This is a genomic window from Chryseotalea sp. (genome assembly GCF_057350905.1).
Window position 1 is genome coordinate 140,279 of the sequence record NZ_JBMRCF010000001.1, and the last position, 21,512, is coordinate 161,790.

16 protein-coding genes and 2 tRNA genes are annotated in these 21,512 nt (G+C 39.6%); 12 read left to right on the top strand and 6 right to left on the bottom strand.

Translation table 11 applies throughout. The annotated features are described in order from the left end of the window. The first annotated feature begins 21 nt into the window (after positions 1–21). The 4 genes from ACO1XM_RS00570 (at position 22) to ACO1XM_RS00585 (ending at position 4,618) form a co-directional block, all read left to right on the top strand. The gene (locus ACO1XM_RS00570; protein WP_486225043.1) at positions 22–2,187 is read left to right on the top strand and encodes a S9 family peptidase; all 2,166 of its coding nucleotides are present in this window, start codon (positions 22–24) and stop codon (positions 2,185–2,187) included. A 237-nt stretch (positions 2,188–2,424) separates the two neighbouring features. Further along, on the top strand, positions 2,425–2,940 hold the full coding sequence (locus ACO1XM_RS00575) for a cupin domain-containing protein (RefSeq protein ID WP_486225045.1): 516 nt from the start codon (positions 2,425–2,427) through the stop codon (positions 2,938–2,940). 97 nt (positions 2,941–3,037) lie between these two features. Next, positions 3,038–3,109: transfer RNA gene (locus ACO1XM_RS00580), tRNA-Arg, on the top strand. Positions 3,110–3,406: 297 nt separating this feature from the next. Then, positions 3,407–4,618, top strand: a complete 1,212-nt coding sequence (locus ACO1XM_RS00585) for a hypothetical protein (protein ID WP_486225047.1) — start codon at positions 3,407–3,409, stop codon at positions 4,616–4,618. Positions 4,619–4,913: 295 nt separating this feature from the next. On the opposite strand, the gene ACO1XM_RS00590 is transcribed toward ACO1XM_RS00585, so the two are convergent. Further along, positions 4,914–5,570: a carbonic anhydrase gene (locus tag ACO1XM_RS00590; protein WP_486225049.1), complete on the bottom strand. Its 657-nt coding sequence runs from the start codon at positions 5,568–5,570 to the stop codon at positions 4,914–4,916. 227 nt (positions 5,571–5,797) lie between these two features. On the opposite strand from ACO1XM_RS00590, the gene ACO1XM_RS00595 reads away from it, so the two are divergent. Together ACO1XM_RS00595 and ACO1XM_RS00600 are read left to right on the top strand one after the other, a co-directional pair. After that, positions 5,798–6,886 (top strand): DNA alkylation repair protein, encoded by a 1,089-nt coding sequence (locus ACO1XM_RS00595; RefSeq protein WP_486225051.1) that lies wholly within the window; start codon positions 5,798–5,800, stop codon positions 6,884–6,886. A 143-nt stretch (positions 6,887–7,029) separates the two neighbouring features. Continuing rightward, positions 7,030–9,429 carry an ABC transporter permease gene (locus ACO1XM_RS00600; protein ID WP_486225054.1) on the top strand — a complete coding sequence of 800 codons (2,400 nt, stop codon included), beginning with the start codon at positions 7,030–7,032 and terminating at the stop codon, positions 9,427–9,429. A 56-nt stretch (positions 9,430–9,485) separates the two neighbouring features. Here ACO1XM_RS00600 and ACO1XM_RS00605 read toward each other — a convergent pair whose 3' ends face one another. After that, positions 9,486–10,136: a MarR family winged helix-turn-helix transcriptional regulator gene (locus ACO1XM_RS00605; RefSeq protein WP_486225056.1), complete on the bottom strand. Its 651-nt coding sequence runs from the start codon at positions 10,134–10,136 to the stop codon at positions 9,486–9,488. Positions 10,137–10,293: 157 nt separating this feature from the next. On the opposite strand from ACO1XM_RS00605, the gene ACO1XM_RS00610 reads away from it, so the two are divergent. Both ACO1XM_RS00610 and ACO1XM_RS00615 read left to right on the top strand, forming a co-directional pair. Beyond that, positions 10,294–12,735, top strand: a complete 2,442-nt coding sequence (locus ACO1XM_RS00610) for a TonB-dependent receptor (protein ID WP_486225058.1) — start codon at positions 10,294–10,296, stop codon at positions 12,733–12,735. Between the two features lie 271 nt (positions 12,736–13,006). Beyond that, positions 13,007–13,465 (top strand): cold-shock protein, encoded by a 459-nt coding sequence (locus ACO1XM_RS00615; RefSeq protein WP_486225060.1) that lies wholly within the window; start codon positions 13,007–13,009, stop codon positions 13,463–13,465. A 146-nt stretch (positions 13,466–13,611) separates the two neighbouring features. Here the strand turns inward: ACO1XM_RS00615 and ACO1XM_RS00620 are convergent, their stop codons facing one another. Further along, positions 13,612–14,676, bottom strand: a complete 1,065-nt coding sequence (locus ACO1XM_RS00620; RefSeq protein ID WP_486225062.1) for a 3-oxoacyl-ACP synthase III family protein — start codon at positions 14,674–14,676, stop codon at positions 13,612–13,614. A 515-nt stretch (positions 14,677–15,191) separates the two neighbouring features. Between ACO1XM_RS00620 and ACO1XM_RS00625 the strand changes: the two genes are divergently transcribed. Further along, positions 15,192–15,500, top strand: coding sequence for a DUF3817 domain-containing protein (locus ACO1XM_RS00625; protein ID WP_486225064.1), 309 nt, complete (start codon positions 15,192–15,194; stop codon positions 15,498–15,500). Positions 15,501–15,541: 41 nt separating this feature from the next. Then, complete coding sequence (locus tag ACO1XM_RS00630) at positions 15,542–16,879, top strand: MATE family efflux transporter (protein ID WP_486225066.1); 1,338 nt, start codon at positions 15,542–15,544, stop codon at positions 16,877–16,879. Here the strand turns inward: ACO1XM_RS00630 and ACO1XM_RS00635 are convergent. Next, a complete protein-coding gene (locus tag ACO1XM_RS00635; protein ID WP_486225068.1) occupies positions 16,876–18,006 on the bottom strand; it encodes a glycosyltransferase family 4 protein in 1,131 nt (376 codons plus the stop codon). The genes ACO1XM_RS00630 and ACO1XM_RS00635 overlap by 4 nt on opposite strands. Before the next feature lie 162 nt (positions 18,007–18,168). Here ACO1XM_RS00635 and ACO1XM_RS00640 point away from each other — a divergent pair, with 162 nt between their 5' ends. After that, positions 18,169–18,654 (top strand): YkgJ family cysteine cluster protein, encoded by a 486-nt coding sequence (locus ACO1XM_RS00640; protein ID WP_486225070.1) that lies wholly within the window; start codon positions 18,169–18,171, stop codon positions 18,652–18,654. A gap of 130 nt (positions 18,655–18,784) precedes the next feature. Here the strand turns inward: ACO1XM_RS00640 and ACO1XM_RS00645 are convergent, their stop codons facing one another. Beyond that, positions 18,785–19,552, bottom strand: coding sequence for an outer membrane beta-barrel protein (locus ACO1XM_RS00645; protein WP_486225072.1), 768 nt, complete (start codon positions 19,550–19,552; stop codon positions 18,785–18,787). Between the two features lie 134 nt (positions 19,553–19,686). On the opposite strand from ACO1XM_RS00645, the gene ACO1XM_RS00650 reads away from it, so the two are divergent. After that, positions 19,687–19,760 (top strand) — tRNA-Arg (locus tag ACO1XM_RS00650). Between the two features lie 1,189 nt (positions 19,761–20,949). Here the strand turns inward: ACO1XM_RS00650 and ACO1XM_RS00655 are convergent. Beyond that, the gene (locus ACO1XM_RS00655) at positions 20,950–21,483 is read right to left on the bottom strand and encodes a rhodanese-like domain-containing protein (protein WP_486225074.1); all 534 of its coding nucleotides are present in this window, start codon (positions 21,481–21,483) and stop codon (positions 20,950–20,952) included. Between the last annotated feature and the right edge of the window lie 29 nt (positions 21,484–21,512).

Here is a 21,512-nt window from a genome sequence, read left to right on the forward strand (position 1 = left end):
ATTGTGGCAAAATAACCTTATATGCATTTACCTTCCATTGAAATGTATGCTGCACTGGCACTGATAGTTGTCGCCACTGCTTGCAGCACAAGCGAAAAGAAGACAGACGACATTCCGGCACCGGTTGCTGAGAAAAAACCATTTGAAATAGCCTCTAACGGTCATACCCGCGTAGACAACTATTTCTGGATGCGTCTGAGTGATGAACAGAAAAACGCAACTGAGAAAGATGAGCAGACACAAAAGGTGTTGTCTTACCTTACTGCAGAGAATGATTATTTGAAAGCCAAAACCAAGCACACCGAGGCCTTACAAAAGAAACTTTTCGATGAAATGGTAGGTCGCATCAAGCAGACTGACGAATCTGTTCCTTACAAGAGTAATGGTTATTGGTATTATAGCCGCTACGAGCAAGGGCAGGAGTATCCTATCTATTGCCGCAAGAAGGGAAGCTTAGAGGCAAAAGAAGAAATACTTCTTAACGTCAATGAGATGGCTAAGGGTCACAGTTATTACCAGATCAGCGGTTTGACTGTAAGTGAGGATAATAATTTGCTGGTGTATGCAGAAGATTCAGTAAGCAGAAGGCGTTATACGGTTTATGTAAAAGATTTGCGCACAGGTAAAATTATAGATACACCTGTAGCCAATACAGAAGGTTATGCAGTTTGGGCAAACGACAACAAAACATTTTTTTACACGCGTAAGGACTCCGTTACACTCCGTTCACGCTGGATTATGCGTCACACCGTGGGTGTTGATCCAAGCAAAGATGTAGAGGTATATGAAGAAAAGGATCCTTCCTACTATATAGGTGTGGGCAAGACAAAATCTAAGAAATACATTATCATCAGCTCCAGCAGTACGATGAACGATGGCAACCAGATTCTTGACGCCAATACACCTAACGGTAAGTTTAAAGAATTTACACCAAGAGAGCCAAACCATAAGTACTCTATCGATCATTATCAGGACAAGTTTTATATTGTAACTAACGATAATGCCTTGAATTTCCGTTTAATGGAAACGCCTGTAAACAAAACGGAGAAACCGAACTGGAAGGAAACTGTAGCACACCGTCAGGATACTTTATTGGAAGGCATAGATGTATTTAAAGATTACTTGGTATTGAGTGAGCGCGCTAAAGCAAGCACACACCTTTGCATTATACACCAACCAACCGGTAATAAACATTATTTAAATTTTGGAGAAACTGCTTACACGGTTTACTCCTCAGTAAATCGCGACTTTGATACAGACTTATTGCGCTATGGATATACCTCCATGACCACACCCTTCTCTACCTATGATTATAACATGAAAACGAAGGATCGTGTATTGTTAAAGCAACAGGAAGTACAGGGTGGTTATGACGCTTCACAATATGCAACCGAGCGGATATGGGCAACTGCCGATGATGGAACACAAATACCGATGTCTCTGGTTTACAAGAAAGGCCTGAAGAAAGACGGTACAAACCCTTGCCTGATTTATGCATATGGATCGTATGGCTCAAGCACAGACCCTACTTTCTCCAGCACACGTCTTAGTCTATTGGATCGTGGCTTTGTGTATGCCATTGCACACATCCGTGGCGGGCAAGAAATGGGACGTCAGTGGTATGAAGACGGCAAGATGTTTAAAAAGAAAAACACTTTTACAGATTTTATCGATTGTACGGAGCACTTAATTGCTGAGAAATATTCAAGTGCAGATAAGATGTTTGCCAATGGAGGAAGTGCAGGCGGTTTATTGATGGGTGCGGTGGTGAACATGCGTCCTGACTTATACAAAGGTGTGATAGCCGAAGTGCCTTTTGTAGATGTGATCAATACCATGTTAGACGAGAGTATTCCTTTGACAACAAATGAGTTTGATGAATGGGGTAATCCAGATAATGTTGAGTCTTATATGTATATGTTAGAGTATTCACCTTACGATCAGGTGAAACCACAAGACTACCCTAACATGCTGGTGACAACAGGTTTGCATGATTCACAAGTGCAGTATTGGGAACCGGCTAAATGGGTAGCCAAGTTACGCGAAATGAAAACTGATAATAATACTTTGCTATTGCGTACCAATATGGAAACCGGACATGGCGGAACAACAGGACGCTTCCGGGTTTATGAAGAACAGGCACAGGAGTACGCCTTCATTTTAGATTTAGCCGGAATAAAAGAGTAGGATATTCAAAATACCATGTCGTTTAGTTAAGCTTCCATATTCATCCTCTCCTTTGGAGAGGACTCGAGGTGAGCCTGCCTGCACGTAGCCGCTTCGGCAAAGGCAGGGCCAAAAAAAGGCTTAACTAAACGACATGGTATTCAAAACAATAAAATTTAAAGTGCTACTGATGTAAGTCGGTAGCACTTTTTTATTTTGATTACATGTTTTCAAGTTATCTTTGAAGAATTTTATAAGATGGAAAGCCTGAAACTTACAACAACAGACCGATCAATGGTGTTTGCTGAGATACATGCATACCTTTTGAAGTTGCAACTGAAAATTGTGGCTAATGATTTTAATCGGCCCTGGGGAGGTTTCTTTGTATTAGATGAAACACAGGCAGAACTTTTTGCAAAGTTATTTTTCCCTGATGTAGCACTAGCCTCTTTGCGCATAAGTGGTAAGTTGAGCCCTAAGATACTCGTAGTAGAGCCGGGTAAGCGTTTATCGTGGCAATATCATCACAGGCGTGCAGAAATCTGGAGAAGTGTGGCGGGCGTTGTGGGCGTGGTTACCAGCCTTACCGATGTAGAAAGTGAAGAGCATATCTTAAATCCGGGCGATGAAATACGCCTGGCGCAGGGCCAGCGTCACCGCTTGGTCGGACGTAAAGAATGGGGGGTATTAGCCGAAATCTGGCAGCATACCGATGCCTCAGCACCCTCAGATGAGAATGATATTGTCCGGGTTCAGGATGATTTTGGGAGATAAAAAACGAGGAGCGATGGCGTTTGCGATTTTTTTTATTTGAAGTAAGCGAAAAGCAGTATTTTTGAAGCAGTTTCTGGCATATTAGATCAAATTAACTGGTTCCGTAGTACAATGGATAGTATTTGAGATTCCGATTCTCAAGATGTAGGTTCGATTCCTACCGGGACTACATTTCTCAACTTGTTTAAAGCTCGGTGGTTTACGGGAATTAAAAGTTGGTTGGTGAAGAATACAAACCAAAGGAGGATAAGCTCAAAGTGCTTTAATCTGAGTTTTGACCGGAAGCTCCCACTAAACAAAGATTGGAGAATCAAATTACATTACAGATGCTAAAATATTTCCTGGAAAATAATTTTATCCTCGTCTTGGTATGCCAAACCTCACTCTACGATTGAAATTCTTATGGTACTTTGTTTTAATACCTCTGACAATTGCATTTAGTCAACCTAAAGACACTAACATCAGTATGCAGACAATTCAGAAAATAGATCCTAATAATGTGATCACGAAATCAAATAATCCTCCCCCTCAGACTGATCCGGACAAAATTGCTAAATGGCTAACTAGGCACTTCTTCAAGGTGTACAAAGACGTTTTCCAAGAAACTCTAAGCGAAGCAGCGAAGTTAAGGTTTAGTGATAAATTTCGTTACGCGGGTAAAACAAACTTTGACGTGCTAGCTGTAATCTCTCATGAGCAAACACTGTTGCAATTTGTAGTTTCGAAAACAGAACCAAAAATAAAGATAGAACGAACAAATCTGGATCCTCAAATAAGATTTCATGAGATCTATCAGGAACGCGACTTTTCAGATGGTAAGACTGTAATTGTTGGAAGTGCAATTGACTCTAGTATTTTTAAGATCCAAGGAGAAATCGAAATAAGCGGAGATAATTCATTGGACGGGCCCATTACACCATACAAACTTGAAAAATCTGCAATCGTAAGTATCATTGGAAAACAACGTTGGCTTTTCACTGAGACAGTTCTTAAGGAGAATGAAAGCTCAGATGTATTTCAACACCAAACAATATTAGAAGGGCACACAATTCTATTAGGCTCAAGTTTATCAAAGAAATCAGTAGAAAGAACAGCCATAGCAATTTTTAACTTTGAGCTACAGTCGCTTTATTTTGATTCAGAGCAGTTTAGGATGGCAATTATCCATCCTTTGTTAAAGGAAACAGCAGAAAGTATATTGAAAAAAGCAAACAATTCCAAAGAAATTGAATATCCGCTATGGGCGTTTTTAGATGATTTGAAAAAAGTAAGTCAGCTTTCTAAACTTCATCAAATTGAGGATTCATATGTTGAACAACTTATTAATAAACAAGAAATAATTGAACAGCTTCAAGCACAATATAATCCTATGGGTACCCTCTTGATCCATTACAGAACTCGCGCAGGCTTCATGTTGCAATGGGGATTGATTAATTCTGTATTACTATTCTTATCTTTAATTGTCGTAGTTGGGTTTCCAAATATAGGAGATGGCGCGATCGGATATCTTGCATTATTTTTTGTAGCTGTAAATAGCTTTGTCATTAGTAAGCAGCCTGAAAACTTTACATGGTTTTACTGGTTACTTCCACTTATAATATTTGTTTTATGTATGATAGTAGTGTATCGTCATAATTTATTAAATGTGATTAATGGCAAATCTTTTTTTGCTGAATAACGAATTTTCTTGATGGATTCGCACAATTATAGATAGGGTAAACATATATAACACCCAATTAATTAGCTTATTATTGTTAAATGATTTTTGTAGAGGTACAGTAATGGCATACCTAAAAGTATCTTAATAAAATATCAGATTATTGAATTTCTTTAAATTTTGAATAATTGGTACGATATGAGTAACATCATGACTACAAAACCAGAAAGACCGGTAATTTATCGGTCTTTCTTTTTTAAATCCAGCCTTGGCAATAGATCATCAAGGCTTTAAAATGCCCGGAGGAAATATCTGCCTAATATTCTAAAAACTCTACTTCTCCCGTCTCCAGGTGATATAATGCACCAATTATTTTGATGCTGCCTTCGCGCACACGCTTGGCTAACACCGGCTCCAGGCTACGCAGTTGCGCAACTTGTATTTTAATATTTTCACGGATAGCAGCATCTAATAAATCATTTGGATGTTTCTCTCTTGCACTTTCCACAGCTGGTTTGATGGCATTGATTAGTGTTACAATATGGCCTGGCACTTCATTTAGTTTAACAGCGGCATTTACAGCACCACATTGCGTGTGCCCAAGTACCACAATCAATTTTGTTCCCAGCACTTCTTCTGCAAACTCAATGCTGCCCCAGGAGGCATAGGTGCAAACCTGGCCTGCTGTTCGCACTATAAACAAATCGCCAACCCCCTGATCAAAAATAATTTCATTGGGTACACGTGAATCTGAACAACCAATAATGGTGGCAATAGGATACTGGGCAGCAGCAACAGCCTTTATATGTTGTAGATCTTGGTTGGGATGAATGGATTTTCCGGTGGTAAATCGTTTGTTGCCTGCTTGTAATAAAGCAAGTGCTTGATCGGGTGTAAGTCTTTGCTGTGCCTGTAATAGATAATTGAAAAGCGTACTCAGAAGTAGGAGAATGATGTACTGTTTCAGTTTCATATTTTTTTTGCTGCAAAAATGGGTGGTGAGAATTATATATTTTTATTTATATTAATTATATAAAACATAAATAAAATTTATGTTAGTTGCTTTCGCCCTTACTTATATTGGTTTAGGAAGTGCCAAGAGTTCCATTAGGTCTAACCATATTTTTATGGCGTATTTTTCCAGGCAAATTACTGCTGACATACAGGTGTCATAAGGGATTGCTTTCTTTGTACTCACGTATGGAACCACTCAAAGAAATGTTTAACCAAGCCTACTATGCAAGGCTGGCACATCAGATCAAACAGGTGTATAGACCCTTTGATTCTGAAAAATTTTTAAAGCAAGCTATAGAACCATTGGCTTCCTTGTCGCTGAACGAGCGTATGCGCCATACCAGTGTTGTCTTGCATCATTACTTACCGGCAGAGTATGAAAAAGCCATAGGTATTTTAAAAGAAACCATTCCCTTACTTAAACCTGGCTATACTAATTTAGTCTTCCCCGATTTTGTCAGTCAGTTTGGCATAAATGATGTAAAAACGAGTTTGCATGCACTGCATTATTTTACTCAATTCGGTTCGTCAGAATTTGCTATCCGCACCTTTTTAAAAGCCGACATCGACCGTACCATCAAAACCATGTACCAATGGTCGGAAGATGATAATGAGCATGTGCGCAGGTTATCTTCCGAAGGTAGCCGTCCGCGTTTACCCTGGTCATTCAAGCTGGATGCCATCATACAAAACCCTGCATTAACCCAACCCATCCTTGAAAACCTGAAACAAGATGATTCTCTATATGTGAGAAAGTCGGTTGCTAACCATATCAATGATATTTCAAAAGATACACCCGACTACGTATTGCGTTTGGTTAAAGCATGGGATAAGCAACATCCGCATACGGCCTGGATTGTAAAACGTGGCTGTCGTTCACTTTTTAAGCAAGGCGACCCACAATCATTGGCTGCTTTTAATTTCACAAAAAATGTAAAAGTGTCGCTTCGAAAGTTCAAACTAAGCAGCGACTCAATCAGGATAGGAGCGGCCATCACTTTTCAGTTTGAACTAATCTCCACGCATACTAAAGCACAAAAACTAATGGTGGACTACCGTGTGCATTATGTTAAAAAGGGCGGTGACACCTCTCCCAAGGTGTTTAAGCTCAAAGAAGTTAATCTGGAGGCTAATGCAACAGTGAGCATTTCAAAGAAACAAAGCTTTCAGGATTTTACAACCAGAAAACATTTCGCAGGTAAGCACAAACTTGAAATATTGGTAAACGGACTTGTAGTTAAAAGCGCTCCCTTCATGGTTATGCGTAAGAAATAAGCTTCATTTATCCTGCCCGCTTTCGAACAAGTTTACCTGATTCCGAACATGCCGTATTTTAAACAGCTTTGTTTAAAGCATAAAATCAAAGCTTAGTGACTGGCACGAAAATCGTAAACGTAGCCTTGCCAAGCACTATACTTATGATCAAAAACTACTTTAAAATCGCACTTCGTTCACTCATCAGAAATAAGGCATTTACCTTAATTAACATACTGGGTCTTGTATTGGGTATATCGTTCAGCACGATGTTATACACGTATGTAAGTCATGAATTATCCTACGATTCGTTCCATTCCAAAGCAGACCGGACTTACAGAATTCTTACGAGGGATGAATCTTCTGCTGATGAAGTAAGAACCATTGCACGCACTAACCCACCCATGGGGCCAACCTTGGTCAGTACATTTCCAGCGGTAAAAGAAATGACGCGCCTGTTCCGATTATCAGGTCAGGTAATTGTAAACATTGGTGAGGCAAAATACAATGAGCGCAATTGGTTTACCACGCCTGATCCCGGATTCTTCAACATCTTCGATTTTGAATTTGTAGCAGGTAATAAAGCCACTGCTTTGCAGGATCCATTTTCTTTAGTCATCACAGAATCAATAGCAAAAAAATACTTTGCAGATGAGAATCCGATAGGCAAAACAATCACAACATCAGCAGGCGAAGTAAAAATAACCGGAGTAATAAAAGATATCCCCGACAACTCTCATTTACAATTTGACCTCTTGTTTTCGAACGTGCGCACTGGAGATGAGTGGGAAAGTTACCTCAATAACTGGCAGCGCATAGGTGCCTCAACTTATTTTGTACTTGAAGAAGGAGCATCGATTGAGGACTTAAAATCAAAAATACCTGCGTTTACTGCCCAATATGCGGGGGCCGATGCTGCCTCATTCACCACCGAATTTCAACCCATTCAGGATATCTATCTCAACTCTGCAAGTATTGAGTCGGGTATTGAACGTGGACACGGTGAGCCTTTGTACATTTATGTCTTTTCTTCCATGGCTGTTTTTCTCTTAATTATTGCAGCCATCAACTATATTAACTTAACTACAGCTAAAGCTTCTTTGCGGGCAAAGGAAATTGGTTTAAGAAAGGTTGTAGGCGCAGTAAAAACACAACTTGTTTTTCAATTCCTTACAGAAGCATTTGTGATTACACTGCTGTCTATGCTATTGTCCATCGTTGCCATTGATTTATGCTTCCCGCTTTTTAACACGATTACTGGAAAAAGTTTTGATCTTACTTTAGATACCTTAGGTCAGTTCCTGCCCTCATTGCTACTGATCACCTTATTGATCGGACTTATTGCAGGAAGTTACCCTGCTTTTTATCTGGCAAAGCTGAAACCAGTTGCTACACTGAAAGGCCAACCTGTAGTAACTAAAGGCAGGTTTGACTTGCGTACATCACTCGTTGTTTTTCAATTTACCATTACCATCATATTAATTGTATCTACTTTGGTAATTGGCGATCAAATTCAATTTATTCAGAATAAGGATATAGGTTTTGATAAAGAACAGATGATGGTTATTGATATCAATAGCCGTGCAGCCAGGAGCCAATTTCAAAGTATGAAAAATGAATTTGCGCGTTTGGCCGGAGTAAAGGAGGTAGCGGTCTCATCGAATATACCTGGAGAATGGAAGCAGCTCGATGAAGTATACGCCAGCACAGATAGGGGGGGCGTTGATTCCGTGCAAACCTTCTTTATGGGATTTGATGAAGATATGTTAAAGACATACCAGTTGCAACTCAGTGCCGGTAGTTTCTTTACGGGAAGAAATGAAGCAGACTCTTTAAACATTCTGTTGAATGAGGCAGCCGTGAAAGTTATGAACTTAAAGAATCCTGTGGGTAGTAAAATTCGAATCAGTGTGGATGGTATTGCATTAGAAATGAATGTAATTGGTATTTTGAAGGATTTCAATTTCCAATCCTTGCGCCAGAAGATTGCACCCATTGTTATTGGTTATCGCAACAACCCGATTAATTCCATTGATTATTTTACACTCAAAGTATCGGGGGTTTCGCAAGCATTAATAGCGGATGCCACTAAAGTGCATGAAAAATTTGATACGCAAACACCTATTGAGTATCATTTCTTATCGGAACAATTAAACAGATTTTATACTTCAGAACAAAAGGCGGGTAAGATATTTGAAATGGCAGGAATATTAAGTGTCATTGTTGCCTGTCTGGGGTTGTTGGGTTTGGCCACATATCATGTACAACGAAGAACCAAAGAACTGGGTATTCGCAAAGTGTTAGGTGCAAATGCAATAAATCTTTTTTTCATGGTTTCGTTTTCCTTCACCAAAAATGTATTCATTGCTTTTGTGCTGGCCTGTCCTCTCGCCTGGTACATGATGAAAGAGTGGCTGAGTGCTTTTGAGTACAGAATTCAGATGAGTCCTAATGCATTTGTTCTGACTGGCTTTTTTGTATTGGTATTGGTTTTGATTACGGTGAGTTATCAATCGCTTAAAGCTGTACTACACAATCCTATACAATCGCTCAAACAGGAATAGAAAATTTGTTATCAAACTTCGTAGCCTGCAGGTAAACCTCATCACGACCCTGCAGGCTATCTTTCGTCAATCTGTTGATGATACACTTTCGTGTGGAAGTTATTAAGACGATCGATCATGCGCATAAAGATTAAACGCTCTTCGGAATTCATGTCAGCCATAACATCGGCAGTTTCTTCAGGATCTGAAAAAAGTTGAAACAACTTCTGTTTTCCTAGATCTGTTGCGCGCAATAATTTTTCGCGTTTGTCTTCCGGATTTTCCAGTTCGTCCACCAGCCCTTGCTGAATCAATCTTTTAATAATATCAATACCTGTGGGTATGTCTGTCATGTTGGTGCGGCATAAAGTCTTTTTGCTGATGTTATTCTTCCAGCTAAGGGTCGCCAGAAAGAGAAACTCCTCAAGACTTTTAAAGCCATGCTTTTGCAAGGTAGGTTTGAAATAAAAGCGTATGGCCTTGAACAAACGTATCACAATATGAATGGCCAAACCCTGACTGGTGGGTATGGCAGGATAGTCACCCTGGAGTTGAGCTTCTTTTAACAAAGGATCGTAGAAAGGTGTCGTAGGAGCTGTCGTTTTTGGTTCTGGTCTTTCCTTTAACAAAACCCATTTAGCAAAATCATCCACAGTCGACCCTGCTTTCGCTTTCACAAATGCTTCCCATTGCTCTACCAGGGGTACTATAGACGGGTGTTGGTTCATAAAGTCAAATTTATAAAATAAAATGATAACATTATATAATTTATTAAAAAATAAAAATTAATTATCTGAATATCAATATTTTAACTATATTTATAATGAAAACATTTTATATATTACATCATTATAATATGTTTGCATCCTATTTAATTCAAGATACATGAAAAACATATCAGCTAGATTAGGTCTTATTTTGACTTTGATGCTTTTGACGTTTGAGCTATGGGCACAAACAGGTACTATTTCGGGTAAGGTTAAAGATGCCAACACTCAGGAGGCATTAATTGGTGTTTCGATCCTTATTGAAGGAAGCGATCCAATCATCGGCACCTCTTCAGACATTGATGGTAACTATAAACTCAATGCGCCAACGGGTAGCTATACGCTTAAAGCTACGTTTGTGGGCTATCGCGAAGTGAAAAAATACAATGTGGTGCTCACCTCGGGCAATATTGCCATCATCAATTTTGACCTGGAAGAAGAACTCACCACACTGAACGAAGTGGTAGTGAAGGCAGGCAAGACTGCCGCTGTTGCTACTTTAGAAACACCGCTCTCCATACAAAAACTTTCTACAGAAGAAATCAAGAGTAACCCCGGTGGTAATTTTGATATATCACGGGTAATACAATCTTTGCCTGGCGTGGGTGGTGGCACGGGCGGCACCGTTCGCAACGATATCATTATACGTGGTGGTGCACCGAACGAGAATGTTTTTTATCTCGATGGTATTGAAGTGCCCATCATCAATCATTTTACTACACAGGGTAGTTCGGGTGGCCCACAAGGTATCCTTAACGTTTCTTTTATTGAAGATGTAACACTGAGCACCAGTGCCTTTAATGCGTGCTACGATAATCCCTTGTCCTCTGTGTTTCAATTTAAGCAGCGCGATGGAAATACAGAACGTATTCAGGGGAACATTCGCTTAAGCGGTACAGAACTGGCTACCACGTTTGATGGCCCAATCTCTTCCAAAACAACTTTCCTCGCGTCTGCACGCAGGTCGTATTTACAGGCATTTTTTAAACTGATCGATTTACCAATTCGTCCCAGCTATTGGGATTTTCAATATAAGGTTACGCATAAATTCAATGCTAAAACTTCACTTACAGCTATTGGTATCGGGGCTATTGATGAATTTAGTTTTGCGGTGCCTAAAGAGAGCACACCTGAAAAAGAATATACACTACGCTCTAATCCATTAATCAATCAGAATAGCTATACCATAGGTTTTGCCTTAAAGCATTTGCTTAATAATGGATACATGAATATTTCACTAAGTCGCAATTATTTAGATAACCGACTGGATAAGTTTGAGGATGGAAATAATGGAGACGAATCGTTGCGTACACTCAAAACCCGTTCTGATGAAGTTGAAAATAAACTGCGCATTGATGTTAATAAATCCATCGGTGCCTGGAAGTATTCGTATGGAGCTATGTTTCAATACGTGCAGTTTAAAAATGATGTGTTCAATGTATTGCAAAAGGAGTTAAGGGATGTAAATGACAATGTGATACAACCACAAGTGTTGCTTGATTTCAATACTGAGCTGGATTTTGTGAAGTATGGTGCTTTCTTCCAGACCACCAGATCATTTTTTAACAACCGCTTTAGTGTATCTGGCGGTGTGCGTACAGACATGAATAGCTTTACCGATGATGGTAATAATCCTTTAGAAACATTATCACCAAGAGTTTCCTTTTCCTATGCCGTAAATAATCAGTGGAATGTGAATGCTTCACTCGGCAGTTATTATAAAATTCCTATTTATACTGTGTTAGGTTACCAAAATAATCAGGCCGAGTTTGTTAACCGATCTAACAAATACATACAATCCGACCATTACGTAACAGGCATTGAGTTTTTACCAAATGAAAGCTTGCGTTTTACCTTGGAGGGTTTCTATAAAGAATATAACAATTATCCTGTTTCAGTGAGTCGTGGTATTTCCTTGGCCAATGAGGGGGCGAGCTTTGGCGCCATTGGCAATGAGGCAGTAACCAGCACAGGAGAGGGCAGAAGTTTTGGTGTGGAGTTCTTCACCCAAAAGAAACTAACTAAAAGTCTGTTTTATGTGTTGGCCTACACTTACTACAAAAGTGAATTCGCTGGGGTAGATGGTGTATTCGTTCCATCTTCATGGGATAACCAACACCTTGTTTCTGCCTTGTTAGGCAAAAAACTGAAGAAAGGTTGGGAGCTGGGATTGAAGTTTCGCTATGCAGGTGGTGCACCTTATACACCTTTTGATTTAGAAGCTTCACGTGCTAATTACCTGAGCCAGGGTGTTGGTGTACGTGATTTGTCGCTGTTAAACTCACAACGGCTGAATGCTTTTAACCAGGTGGATTTGCGCGTAGACAAGAAATGGAATTACAGGCAATTTACTTTCGATTTGTATCTGGATATCCAGAATGCTTTCCGCAGCACTACCCCTCAGCCGGCTGAATATACTTTCGAGAGAAATGCAGATGGCACCTATACGACTACAGATGGTCAGCCGGTAAAACAGGATGGTTCAAATGCCATTCCGTTATTGCTGGATGATGATTCACCCTTCTTTGTGCCTACCATTGGTTTTATCATTGAATTTTAATGAGTGTGAAGTGAACGGATGACATCAACCTGACTTTAAAATCATTCTGAATAGATCATTTTAAGGGAAAAAGCATAAATATTCCCAAAAATCCTGTGGTTTAGACTACAGGATTTTTTTGCTTGTACTGACTTATACGTTTTTGCTTTAGCAATAGTCACTTAATTCAAGTACCTTGCAGTTCCTTTCTTTATTTGAGGGAATTATCTCCCGACTCCCATCTTATCTGCAAGGAAAACATTAAAAATAAAGTGCAACATCAAAATTAAGTATGGCAAGATCACAAGAGACCTTTAGCAAAAAAGAAGCAGAGAAGAAGAAACTTCAAAAAAGAAAAGAAAAAGAACAACGTAAAGAGGATCGTAAAGCCAATGCAAAAGATGGCAACAACCTCGATGAAATGTTGGCTTATGTGGATGAGAATGGAAACATTACATCAACTCCTCCAGATCCTACCAAGAAGAAAACAGTTATTCGTGAAGAAGACATCGTTTTGGGAGCACGCAATAACGTAGAACTTGATCCGGCTGATGCCATTCGCAAAGGAAAGGTTACTTTCTTTAACGACTCTAAGGGTTATGGTTTTATCAAAGACTTACAAAGCCAGGAAAGCATCTTTGTGCACATCAACGCACTAACTGGACCAATCAAAGAAAACGACAAAGTTACTTTTGAAGTGGAACGTGGTTTAAAAGGCCTGAACGCAGTACGCGTTAAAGTTACCCCATAATTAGTAAATACGCGATGCTCGCGTATCCTATAATCGCGATGCTCGTGTATCCTATAATCGCGATGCTCGTGTATCCTATAATACACAATGTTTGTGTGGCCACACGATACTCGTGTGCTAGTAGCCACACAAACATTGTGTGGCTACTAAAACCGGTAAACAATGGCGTTAATATTCATACCAGCGCCTACCGATGCAAAAATGACTACATCGCCTTCCTTTATTTTTTGATCCGTCATTTTATCTTTTAAAATCAGATCTAACATGGTGGGAATAGTGGCGACAGAACTGTTGCCTAACCAACCAATGGTCATGGGCATAATGCCTTTTGGCACTTCATGAATATCAAATAGTTTATACAAACGATGAATAATGGCTTCATCCATTTTTTCGTTTGCCTGGTGTATCAGAATTTTCTTCACATCCTTTAATGCAATGCCCGCCTTATCCAGCGCAAGCTTCATGGCCATGGGCACATGACTGATGGCAAATTCATACACACGCCTACCATTCATTTTAATGTACAATTCCTTTTGCGGAGTATTTACATACGACTCGCCAAGCGTAAGCAAATAAGCATGCTGCGATGCATAGGTTTGCGTTTTATGCGACAACAAACCTCTGCTTATATCATTGTGCCCCTCTATAATGACAGCACCGGCTCCATCGCTGTAAATCATAGAGTCACGATCATGCGGATCAATCACACGCGATAAGGTTTCAGCACCAATAATCAGACAGCGCTTGGCATCACCACTGCGGATGTAATAGTTAGCCTGAATAAAAATCTCTACCCAACCCGGGCAACCAAATGGCACATCATAGGCAACACAATTTGGGTTTTCAATGTGCAACTTCGATTTTATTCGCGAGGCGAGCGAAGGTAGTATATCCGTTTTGTTACTGTTATATCGCACATCGCCAAAATTATGGGCAACGATAATGTAGTCGAGACTCTCTTTATCAATTTTTGCATCGGCAATAGCAGCCTCAGCAGCAAGTGTTCCAAGATCTGATGCATTCTGATCGGGTCTCGCATATCGCCTTGACTTAATACCCGTAATTTCTGAAAATTTATCAATGATACTTTGATTGCTTTTAGAAGAAGGTTCGCCAACTTTTTCATAAAAGCTGTGTTGTAAAAAATTGGCATTTGGAATTTCAATTTCAGGTATATAGGAACCTGTACCTACAATGAATGATGTATACATTAGTCGAATTAAAATGTTAAAAGTGACTACTCACTCTATTAAAAAAATAGGTAAGTATCAGATGTGAAAACCCTTTACCTACGCCTGCGTAAAGATAGATCCCTGGCATGTAGTAACAGCTGTTAGGTGACAATTATCAGGCACATTTTCCTCCTAACGAACGATAGTGCCTGGTAAAATTAAGTGTTAAAAGAGATAAACACATGGAGCTGTATTTCAAGAAAAAACGATGATAATTTTTAGGCAAGATCAATTCACCATCTCCACTTTTGCTATTTATTTTTTGGTCTCATAATATGTATACCTGGTTTGATGTTACTCTTTATATACGCTGAAATCCCAAAGTTTTATCATGATAGGGAAAACGTATCCGTTTTTGACTGTAGCTATTTTGGTTTTCTTATTCTCTTCAAAATTTTGTTGATTTGCGGCTTAAATCTTGAATTGAATGCCCTGTAGCATAAGCTACACATGGGTTTTAAGAACAAAGGCTTTAAAGCAAACCTTAAGAAAATATGCAAGCGGAAGTTATATCATCACCAGCTGAAAAACGATTCAGGCTTATCGCTAACACTGAGGGATGGTCCTACATTATTCTTTTATTTGTGGCCATGCCATTGAAATACCTGGCAGATTTACCAATAGCAGTTCGTATAGTGGGTATGTTGCATGGGGTGCTTTTTGTGGGCTTCTGTATCAGTCTACTGGAAATGATTATTCGCTTTCGATGGGGGCTGCTCAAAATAGTGCTTGTTTTTCTTTCAAGTCTTCTACCCTTTGGTACTTTTTTTATGGATCGCCAGCTTTTTGGTAAATCCAAATAGCAGACCACCATGCGATGCTAATACTTGCTCAGGCATAACAAATGGAATTAAAATTAGAAACCAGTTATAGCAGCATATTGAAATTGGCGTTGCCTATTTCATTGGCTTTATTGGTGCCACAAATTAATTTCATTACCAACAATATTTTCTTGGGCAGGCTTGGTGAGCAAGAACTAGCAAGTGCAGGTATAACCGGTGTTTATTACCTTATTTTTGCAGTAATAGGAAGTGGATTTAATAATGGCTTGCAAGCATTGATTGCACGCAGGGCTGGACAAAATTTACCCAAAGAAATCGGCAGACTTTTTTATAATGGCGTGTGGGTAGCTCTTGCCATGGCTATGGTTGGCATCTGTATTACTTACGTATTGGCTCCTTTTATTTTACGAGCCACCATTCATGATGCAATCATTGCAGAACAGGTTGTTGATTTTCTGCTGATTCGAATATGGGGATTACCTTTTTTGTATTTGTATGTAATGCGTAATGCGTTGTTGGTTGGTACTAACCAAACCAGATTCTTAGTATGGGGCACGTTGTCGGAGGCCATAGTGAATATTGTATTGGACTATGGCTTTATTTATGGAAAATTGGGCCTGCCTAACCTAGGCTTTAATGGTGCAGCCTATGCTTCAATTATTGCAGAGGCAAGTGGCTTACTTGTCATCTACTGGGTTATTCACCTTAAAGGCATTCACAAGCAATTTTCTTTTTTTGAACAAACAAAAATTGACTTTACCATTACCAGGTTAATCTTTACGCAGTCACTGCCATTAATTTTGCAGTTTGCTATCAGCATCATTAGTTGGGAGTTTTTTTACATACTGATTGAGCACCATGGGCCGCGAGCCTTAGCTATTTCAAACACCATGCGAAATATTTTTGGTTTGTTTGGTATTTTCTGTTGGGCGTTTGCCTCTGCAACCAACACCCTGGTAAGCAATGTAATTGGTCAAGGCAGATCGGAAGATGTGCTGCCACTGATCAAAAGAATAGTTACGATGAGTTTTAGTATTGCTGCTTTTCTTTGTGCTGCGATCAATATCTTTCCCGAGTTTTTCCTTTCTTTTTATGGACAAGATGATCAATTCATTGCAGAGGCCATTCCAGTGGTGCGTATTGTTTCGATAGCGCTCGTGTTAATGTCGTTTGGTACCATTTGGCTAAATGCTGTAACAGGTACAGGAAATTCTAAAATTAACCTGTTCATTGAGTTAATCACTATTGTACTCTACTGTGTGTATGTATTTGTGGTATTAGAATGGTTGAATTTGCCTATCACATGGGGTTGGGCCAGTGAATGGTTATACTGGACCAGTATGTTTACCATGGCATACTTTTATATGAAATCCGGACGATGGAAAAATAAAACCATTTAGGCCAGTTGTGTTACAACAGCATCATGCCTTAACTGATTCAATACTTTCGTGTAACGGTCAACAATAATGGTATCACTAAACTCCAACTCCATTTTCCTTCTACCGCACTCACCCATCAGTTGGAGTGTAGCATCTGATAGTTTCATCATGTGCAACATTTTATCTGCAAGATCTACGGCATCATGTGAGTTACAAAGCAATCCATTAAATCCACCAATTACAACCTGATTGCAGCCTGGCACATTCGTTGTAACAATAGGCTTACTCATGGCTGCTGCTTCCATAAGTGAACGCGGTGATCCTTCACGATAAGATGGTAATACAATACAATCAGCCGCATCTAGGTAGGGGCGTACATCATTTGTTTTGCCCAAGTACTCAATAAGTCCTTCTGATATCCATGCCTGAATATCAGCCAGTGGAACACCTCTTTTGTGTTCAGGGTCTTTACCGCCCAGCAGTTGAAATCTGGCGTCAATACTTTTTGCTTTTAGTATTTTGATGGCCTCAATGTATTCCATGATCCCTTTATCAAAAAGTATTCTGGATACCACCAGAAAAGTAAAGGTGCTGTTTCTTTTAAAAGGCTTCGGTACAAATTGCTTTAAGTCAATGCCCGAACCAGGCAGCAGTTCAGTTTTTTCACGTTTAATTATTTTTTTATCTAGAAAAAGCTGAAGATCATCAGGATTTTGAAAAAACACTTTTTCTGGAAAACGGAATGAAATCTTGTAAAGAACTTTGGCTATCGTAGATACGAGTCCTTCTTTCAAAAAGACAGTTCCCAAACCACACACATTGTTAATTGAAGGTATCCCTGCAAGGGCTGCAGCCATAGAGCCATAAACATTGGGTTTAATCGTGTAATGGAGAATTACATCTGGCTTTACTTTCAGGTAGAGCATAGTTAATTCTACTACCAGCGCAAAATCCTTTAATGGATTAGCACCACGACTGTCCATATAAACATTGTGGTGGTTGCATCCGATCTCAGTAAGCAGATGCGTATACTCATCTTTGGGTGCAATCGTATGGACCTCATGACCTTGATCCAATAGTGCTTTTACAAAATTCATCCTGAAATTATAAATGTTCCAGGATGTGTTGATAACAATAGCAATTCTCACGCCTCAATAATTTTTCTCTACATACGCATAAATCAGTCCTGATGGATTTTAGCGCTATTTTCAGCATTTCATCGATAAATTTTCCTATTTGGAAATTGAGTATTCCCAAAAAAGGAATTAAATCCCTGACTGATTAATGGCTTCATTGCGTAGTTTTGAACTATGGATTTGCAATATTTTTCTCATCGTTCTAAAAAGCTAAGTGATGAGAACAAGAAGTTTCTGACAGGTTTAAAGAAAAAGGACACTAAAAAGGTAGATGCAGCTTTTCATGATTTGCATGAGGCAGTATTTGAAAAGACCGACTGCCTTGCTTGTGCCAATTGTTGTAAAACCACCAGCCCCATTTTTTACCCGACAGATATTGAGCGTGCTGCTAAATACCTGCGCATGAAGCCAGGCGATTTTGTCGAACAATACTTGAGAATGGATGCCGATAAAGATTACGTACTTCAGTCTTCTCCATGTACTTTCCTGGGAAATGATAATGAATGCTCTATTTATGAGAGCAGACCCAAGGCATGTCGTGAGTACCCACACACAGATCGAAAAAAAATGGTGCAGATCATGGAATTAACACACAAGAATACACTTGTGTGTCCTGCCGTATTTGAAATGGTGGAACGATTAAAGAAGGTTGGACTTTAGAACCCAATGTTGTTTAGTTAAACCTTTTTATTGGCCCTGCCTTTGCCATAACGGCTAAGTGCAGGCAAGCTCACCTCTAGTTCTCTTGAAGGAGAGGATAATTAAAGCAGCTTAACTAAATAACATTACTTTAGAAACCAGAAAGCGAAATACCAACGGTGTAGTTGTTTGCCTTGGTAGCTTCAGGGCCTTTATCTTTTTCAAATAAGGGGTTGAGATTGTAATGTGCAAACCAGTTGAAATTTCCAATGCCGATACGCAGGGTTGCACTATAACGAAGCGGGCTCAGGTTAAAATTTTGCATGTCTTTTAACTTCTTGGTCTCGCCATCCTCTTTATACTTAAGTTTAGTATGTGCTCCAATTAAATAACCCACACGGCCGCCAATTGACACTTTGAAGCTGCGAGAAGGATCATCAGGGTTGGTGGTGAAACGGAATTCCAGGGGTACGTCCAGGTAATTGGTAATTAGCATTGATTTATTGATAGCACTCACCGTATCAGCAGCACCATAAAGCACCCGAGCCGACTGTTGAAGGAAAGTGTTGCCTGCGGCATTTACCGATAGGGTAGGCGTTGCTCTTCTGATGGTGTCAGTTGTCCAGCGTTTATCAAACTCGAGCAGTTTGTAACGTTCGAAGGCGAAACCAATACCAGGGTGGACACTAAACTTGGATTTTCCTAAACGGATATCGTGGAAATAATAAACATTTAAGGTACGTGATCCCCACAAACCAATTTTTAAGTCGTTGGGAGCATCAACCAGGCGGTTAATGCCAAGGTCTAATTGGAGAGTTCCGGGAATATTTGGGCGTCCTTTGCTGGTTTTAGCAATTTCCTGAGCAAAAATTGCCGTAGAAAGCATGGCAAAAAGGGCGGTAATCAGTAGTTTCTTCATTATTTCCTTTGAAAACATCATAACAAGCTTCAAAAATAGTTTTTTTATGGGGCAACCCAAATAACGATGTTGTGAGAGATAAATTATTCTTTATTTTTGCAACCCAATTCAGTTAAAAACAGCTGATTGGAACCGCACTCGTAGCTCAATTGAATAGAGCATCTGACTACGGATCAGAAGGTTCGGGGTTTGAATCCCTGCGAGTGCACTACTGAAACCCCTTGCTTATGTGAGGGGTTTTTTGTTTTAGGATATATCATTTAATAAATGGTGGGGATCACGAGGGGCTGTGCGGCATGGCTGCGTGTATGAGTAATCCCTGCGAGTGCACTACTGACCCCCCCTTACTTTTATATATCGGATTTAAAATCCGGCATTATTTGTAGTTCGAGATGCGCTACGCTAACATCTCGAACAGCGTTGGATCACGAGGGGTTGTGCGGCATAGTTGCGCGTACAAGTAATCCCTGTGAGTGCATTTTGCTGTTCCAGATGTTCCGAAGGGCATCTGGAACTTTTCATGCACCGGATTTAAAATCCGGCCTTATTTGTAGTTCAAGATGCGCTACGCTAACATCTCGAACAGCGTTTTACCCTGTGGTCGGTGTTTTTACCGACCACGCTGACCACTCTTCCCCACCTTGCTGTTCCAGATGTTCCGAAGGGCATCTGGAACTTTTCATGCACCGGATTTAAAATCCGGCCTTATTTGTAGTTCAAGATGCGCTGCGCTAACATCTCGAACAGCGTTTGTTCTTTACCGCTGCATGCCTTGACTAGTATGGTAGCCGCTCTTGTTACTAGATGAGCGGAAGGACATCTTAATTGAAAACCTTAATTCATAGTGAAGGATAATCGTATATGGCTTTATGGATTTGTCATTAGACCAAATCACATTCATTTGCTATCGTGCAGACAAGATGCTTGGGTTAATAAAAGCAATGAGCAGATTTTTCTCAAATTTACAGCACAGTAGATTAAGTTTAACCTAATAAAATCTGCGCCAACATCATTGGAGCAGTATGGCAGCAACATCGACTCAATTATTTATGGGAGAGAATATCTTACAAGGCTACTATGTACATTACAATCCAGTGAAGGCGGGTTTGTGTAAATTTCAGAGGAGTACAAATACTTCACTTACAGGCTTTATGAACTCAACTAAGACGATTGAGGTTTTATCACTCATTTTGAGGATTATTTGTAAAAGAAATAAGCCGGTCGGTGAAAACACCGACCAGAGGCAACTTACTTCATCAGGTGGCTTGAGATATTTAGTTATAAATTGTCTTACATAAAATAACTTTGTAAGCAACACGCATCAAATGGAGTGTCAGCTACACATACTTTAGTCCTAAACTGGCAGGTCATTAACATGCAAAGAGTAAGCTATCAATTTACCTGAAGGTCACAAAATGTTTCTGGAGGCATACACTTTCAGATGAAGTGATGGTAGATACACCTCCCTTGAGATTCTTAAGATTTTTAAAATTATTTCGACTTAAGATAAGTGCAGCACGTGGGCTACGTATACTATGACTGCAATAGATGAGAATTTCACGGTCTTTAAAATCCTCCAGTTTAACCAGGTCTTTCTCGAGGTCATCAATATTTATATTGATTGCATTCTTGAAATAACCATAGCTATTTCGTCTTTCACCTGTAAACTCAGCTTTGCTACGAACATCAAGCAAAATGATTGAGGGATTACTTGTGATACGATTACAAAACTCTTCAATACTTAAATTCTCGAACGTAATTTCTGATTTTGGTATCAGTTTCATATTACAATCAGGGCAAAATCCGGGCTTATGAAATATATGTTCATCACAGGATTGCCCACAGGGCGTACACACGTATTCAGTTTGCTGAGCAATAAGTATCATATTGCCCGCAAGAATTAGTATTAAGCTGAAAAGGAATCTACTCATATCAAAAATAGGATAAGAAAAATATTCAT

Coding starts and splice junctions, on each gene's coding strand:
- ACO1XM_RS00600 (WP_486225054.1), top strand. CDS start 7,030: ATGATCAAAAACTACTTTAAAATCGCACTTCGTTCACTCATCAGAAAT.
- ACO1XM_RS00595 (WP_486225051.1), top strand. CDS start 5,798: ATGGAACCACTCAAAGAAATGTTTAACCAAGCCTACTATGCAAGGCTG.
- ACO1XM_RS00655 (WP_486225074.1), bottom strand. CDS start 21,483: ATGAGTAGATTCCTTTTCAGCTTAATACTAATTCTTGCGGGCAATATG.
- ACO1XM_RS00620 (WP_486225062.1), bottom strand. CDS start 14,676: ATGTATACATCATTCATTGTAGGTACAGGTTCCTATATACCTGAAATT.
- ACO1XM_RS00590 (WP_486225049.1), bottom strand. CDS start 5,570: ATGAAACTGAAACAGTACATCATTCTCCTACTTCTGAGTACGCTTTTC.
- ACO1XM_RS00605 (WP_486225056.1), bottom strand. CDS start 10,136: ATGAACCAACACCCGTCTATAGTACCCCTGGTAGAGCAATGGGAAGCA.
- ACO1XM_RS00575 (WP_486225045.1), top strand. CDS start 2,425: ATGGAAAGCCTGAAACTTACAACAACAGACCGATCAATGGTGTTTGCT.
- ACO1XM_RS00640 (WP_486225070.1), top strand. CDS start 18,169: ATGGATTTGCAATATTTTTCTCATCGTTCTAAAAAGCTAAGTGATGAG.
- ACO1XM_RS00585 (WP_486225047.1), top strand. CDS start 3,407: ATGCAGACAATTCAGAAAATAGATCCTAATAATGTGATCACGAAATCA.
- ACO1XM_RS00630 (WP_486225066.1), top strand. CDS start 15,542: ATGGAATTAAAATTAGAAACCAGTTATAGCAGCATATTGAAATTGGCG.
- ACO1XM_RS00615 (WP_486225060.1), top strand. CDS start 13,007: ATGGCAAGATCACAAGAGACCTTTAGCAAAAAAGAAGCAGAGAAGAAG.
- ACO1XM_RS00610 (WP_486225058.1), top strand. CDS start 10,294: ATGAAAAACATATCAGCTAGATTAGGTCTTATTTTGACTTTGATGCTT.
- ACO1XM_RS00625 (WP_486225064.1), top strand. CDS start 15,192: ATGCAAGCGGAAGTTATATCATCACCAGCTGAAAAACGATTCAGGCTT.
- ACO1XM_RS00645 (WP_486225072.1), bottom strand. CDS start 19,552: ATGAAGAAACTACTGATTACCGCCCTTTTTGCCATGCTTTCTACGGCA.
- ACO1XM_RS00570 (WP_486225043.1), top strand. CDS start 22: ATGCATTTACCTTCCATTGAAATGTATGCTGCACTGGCACTGATAGTT.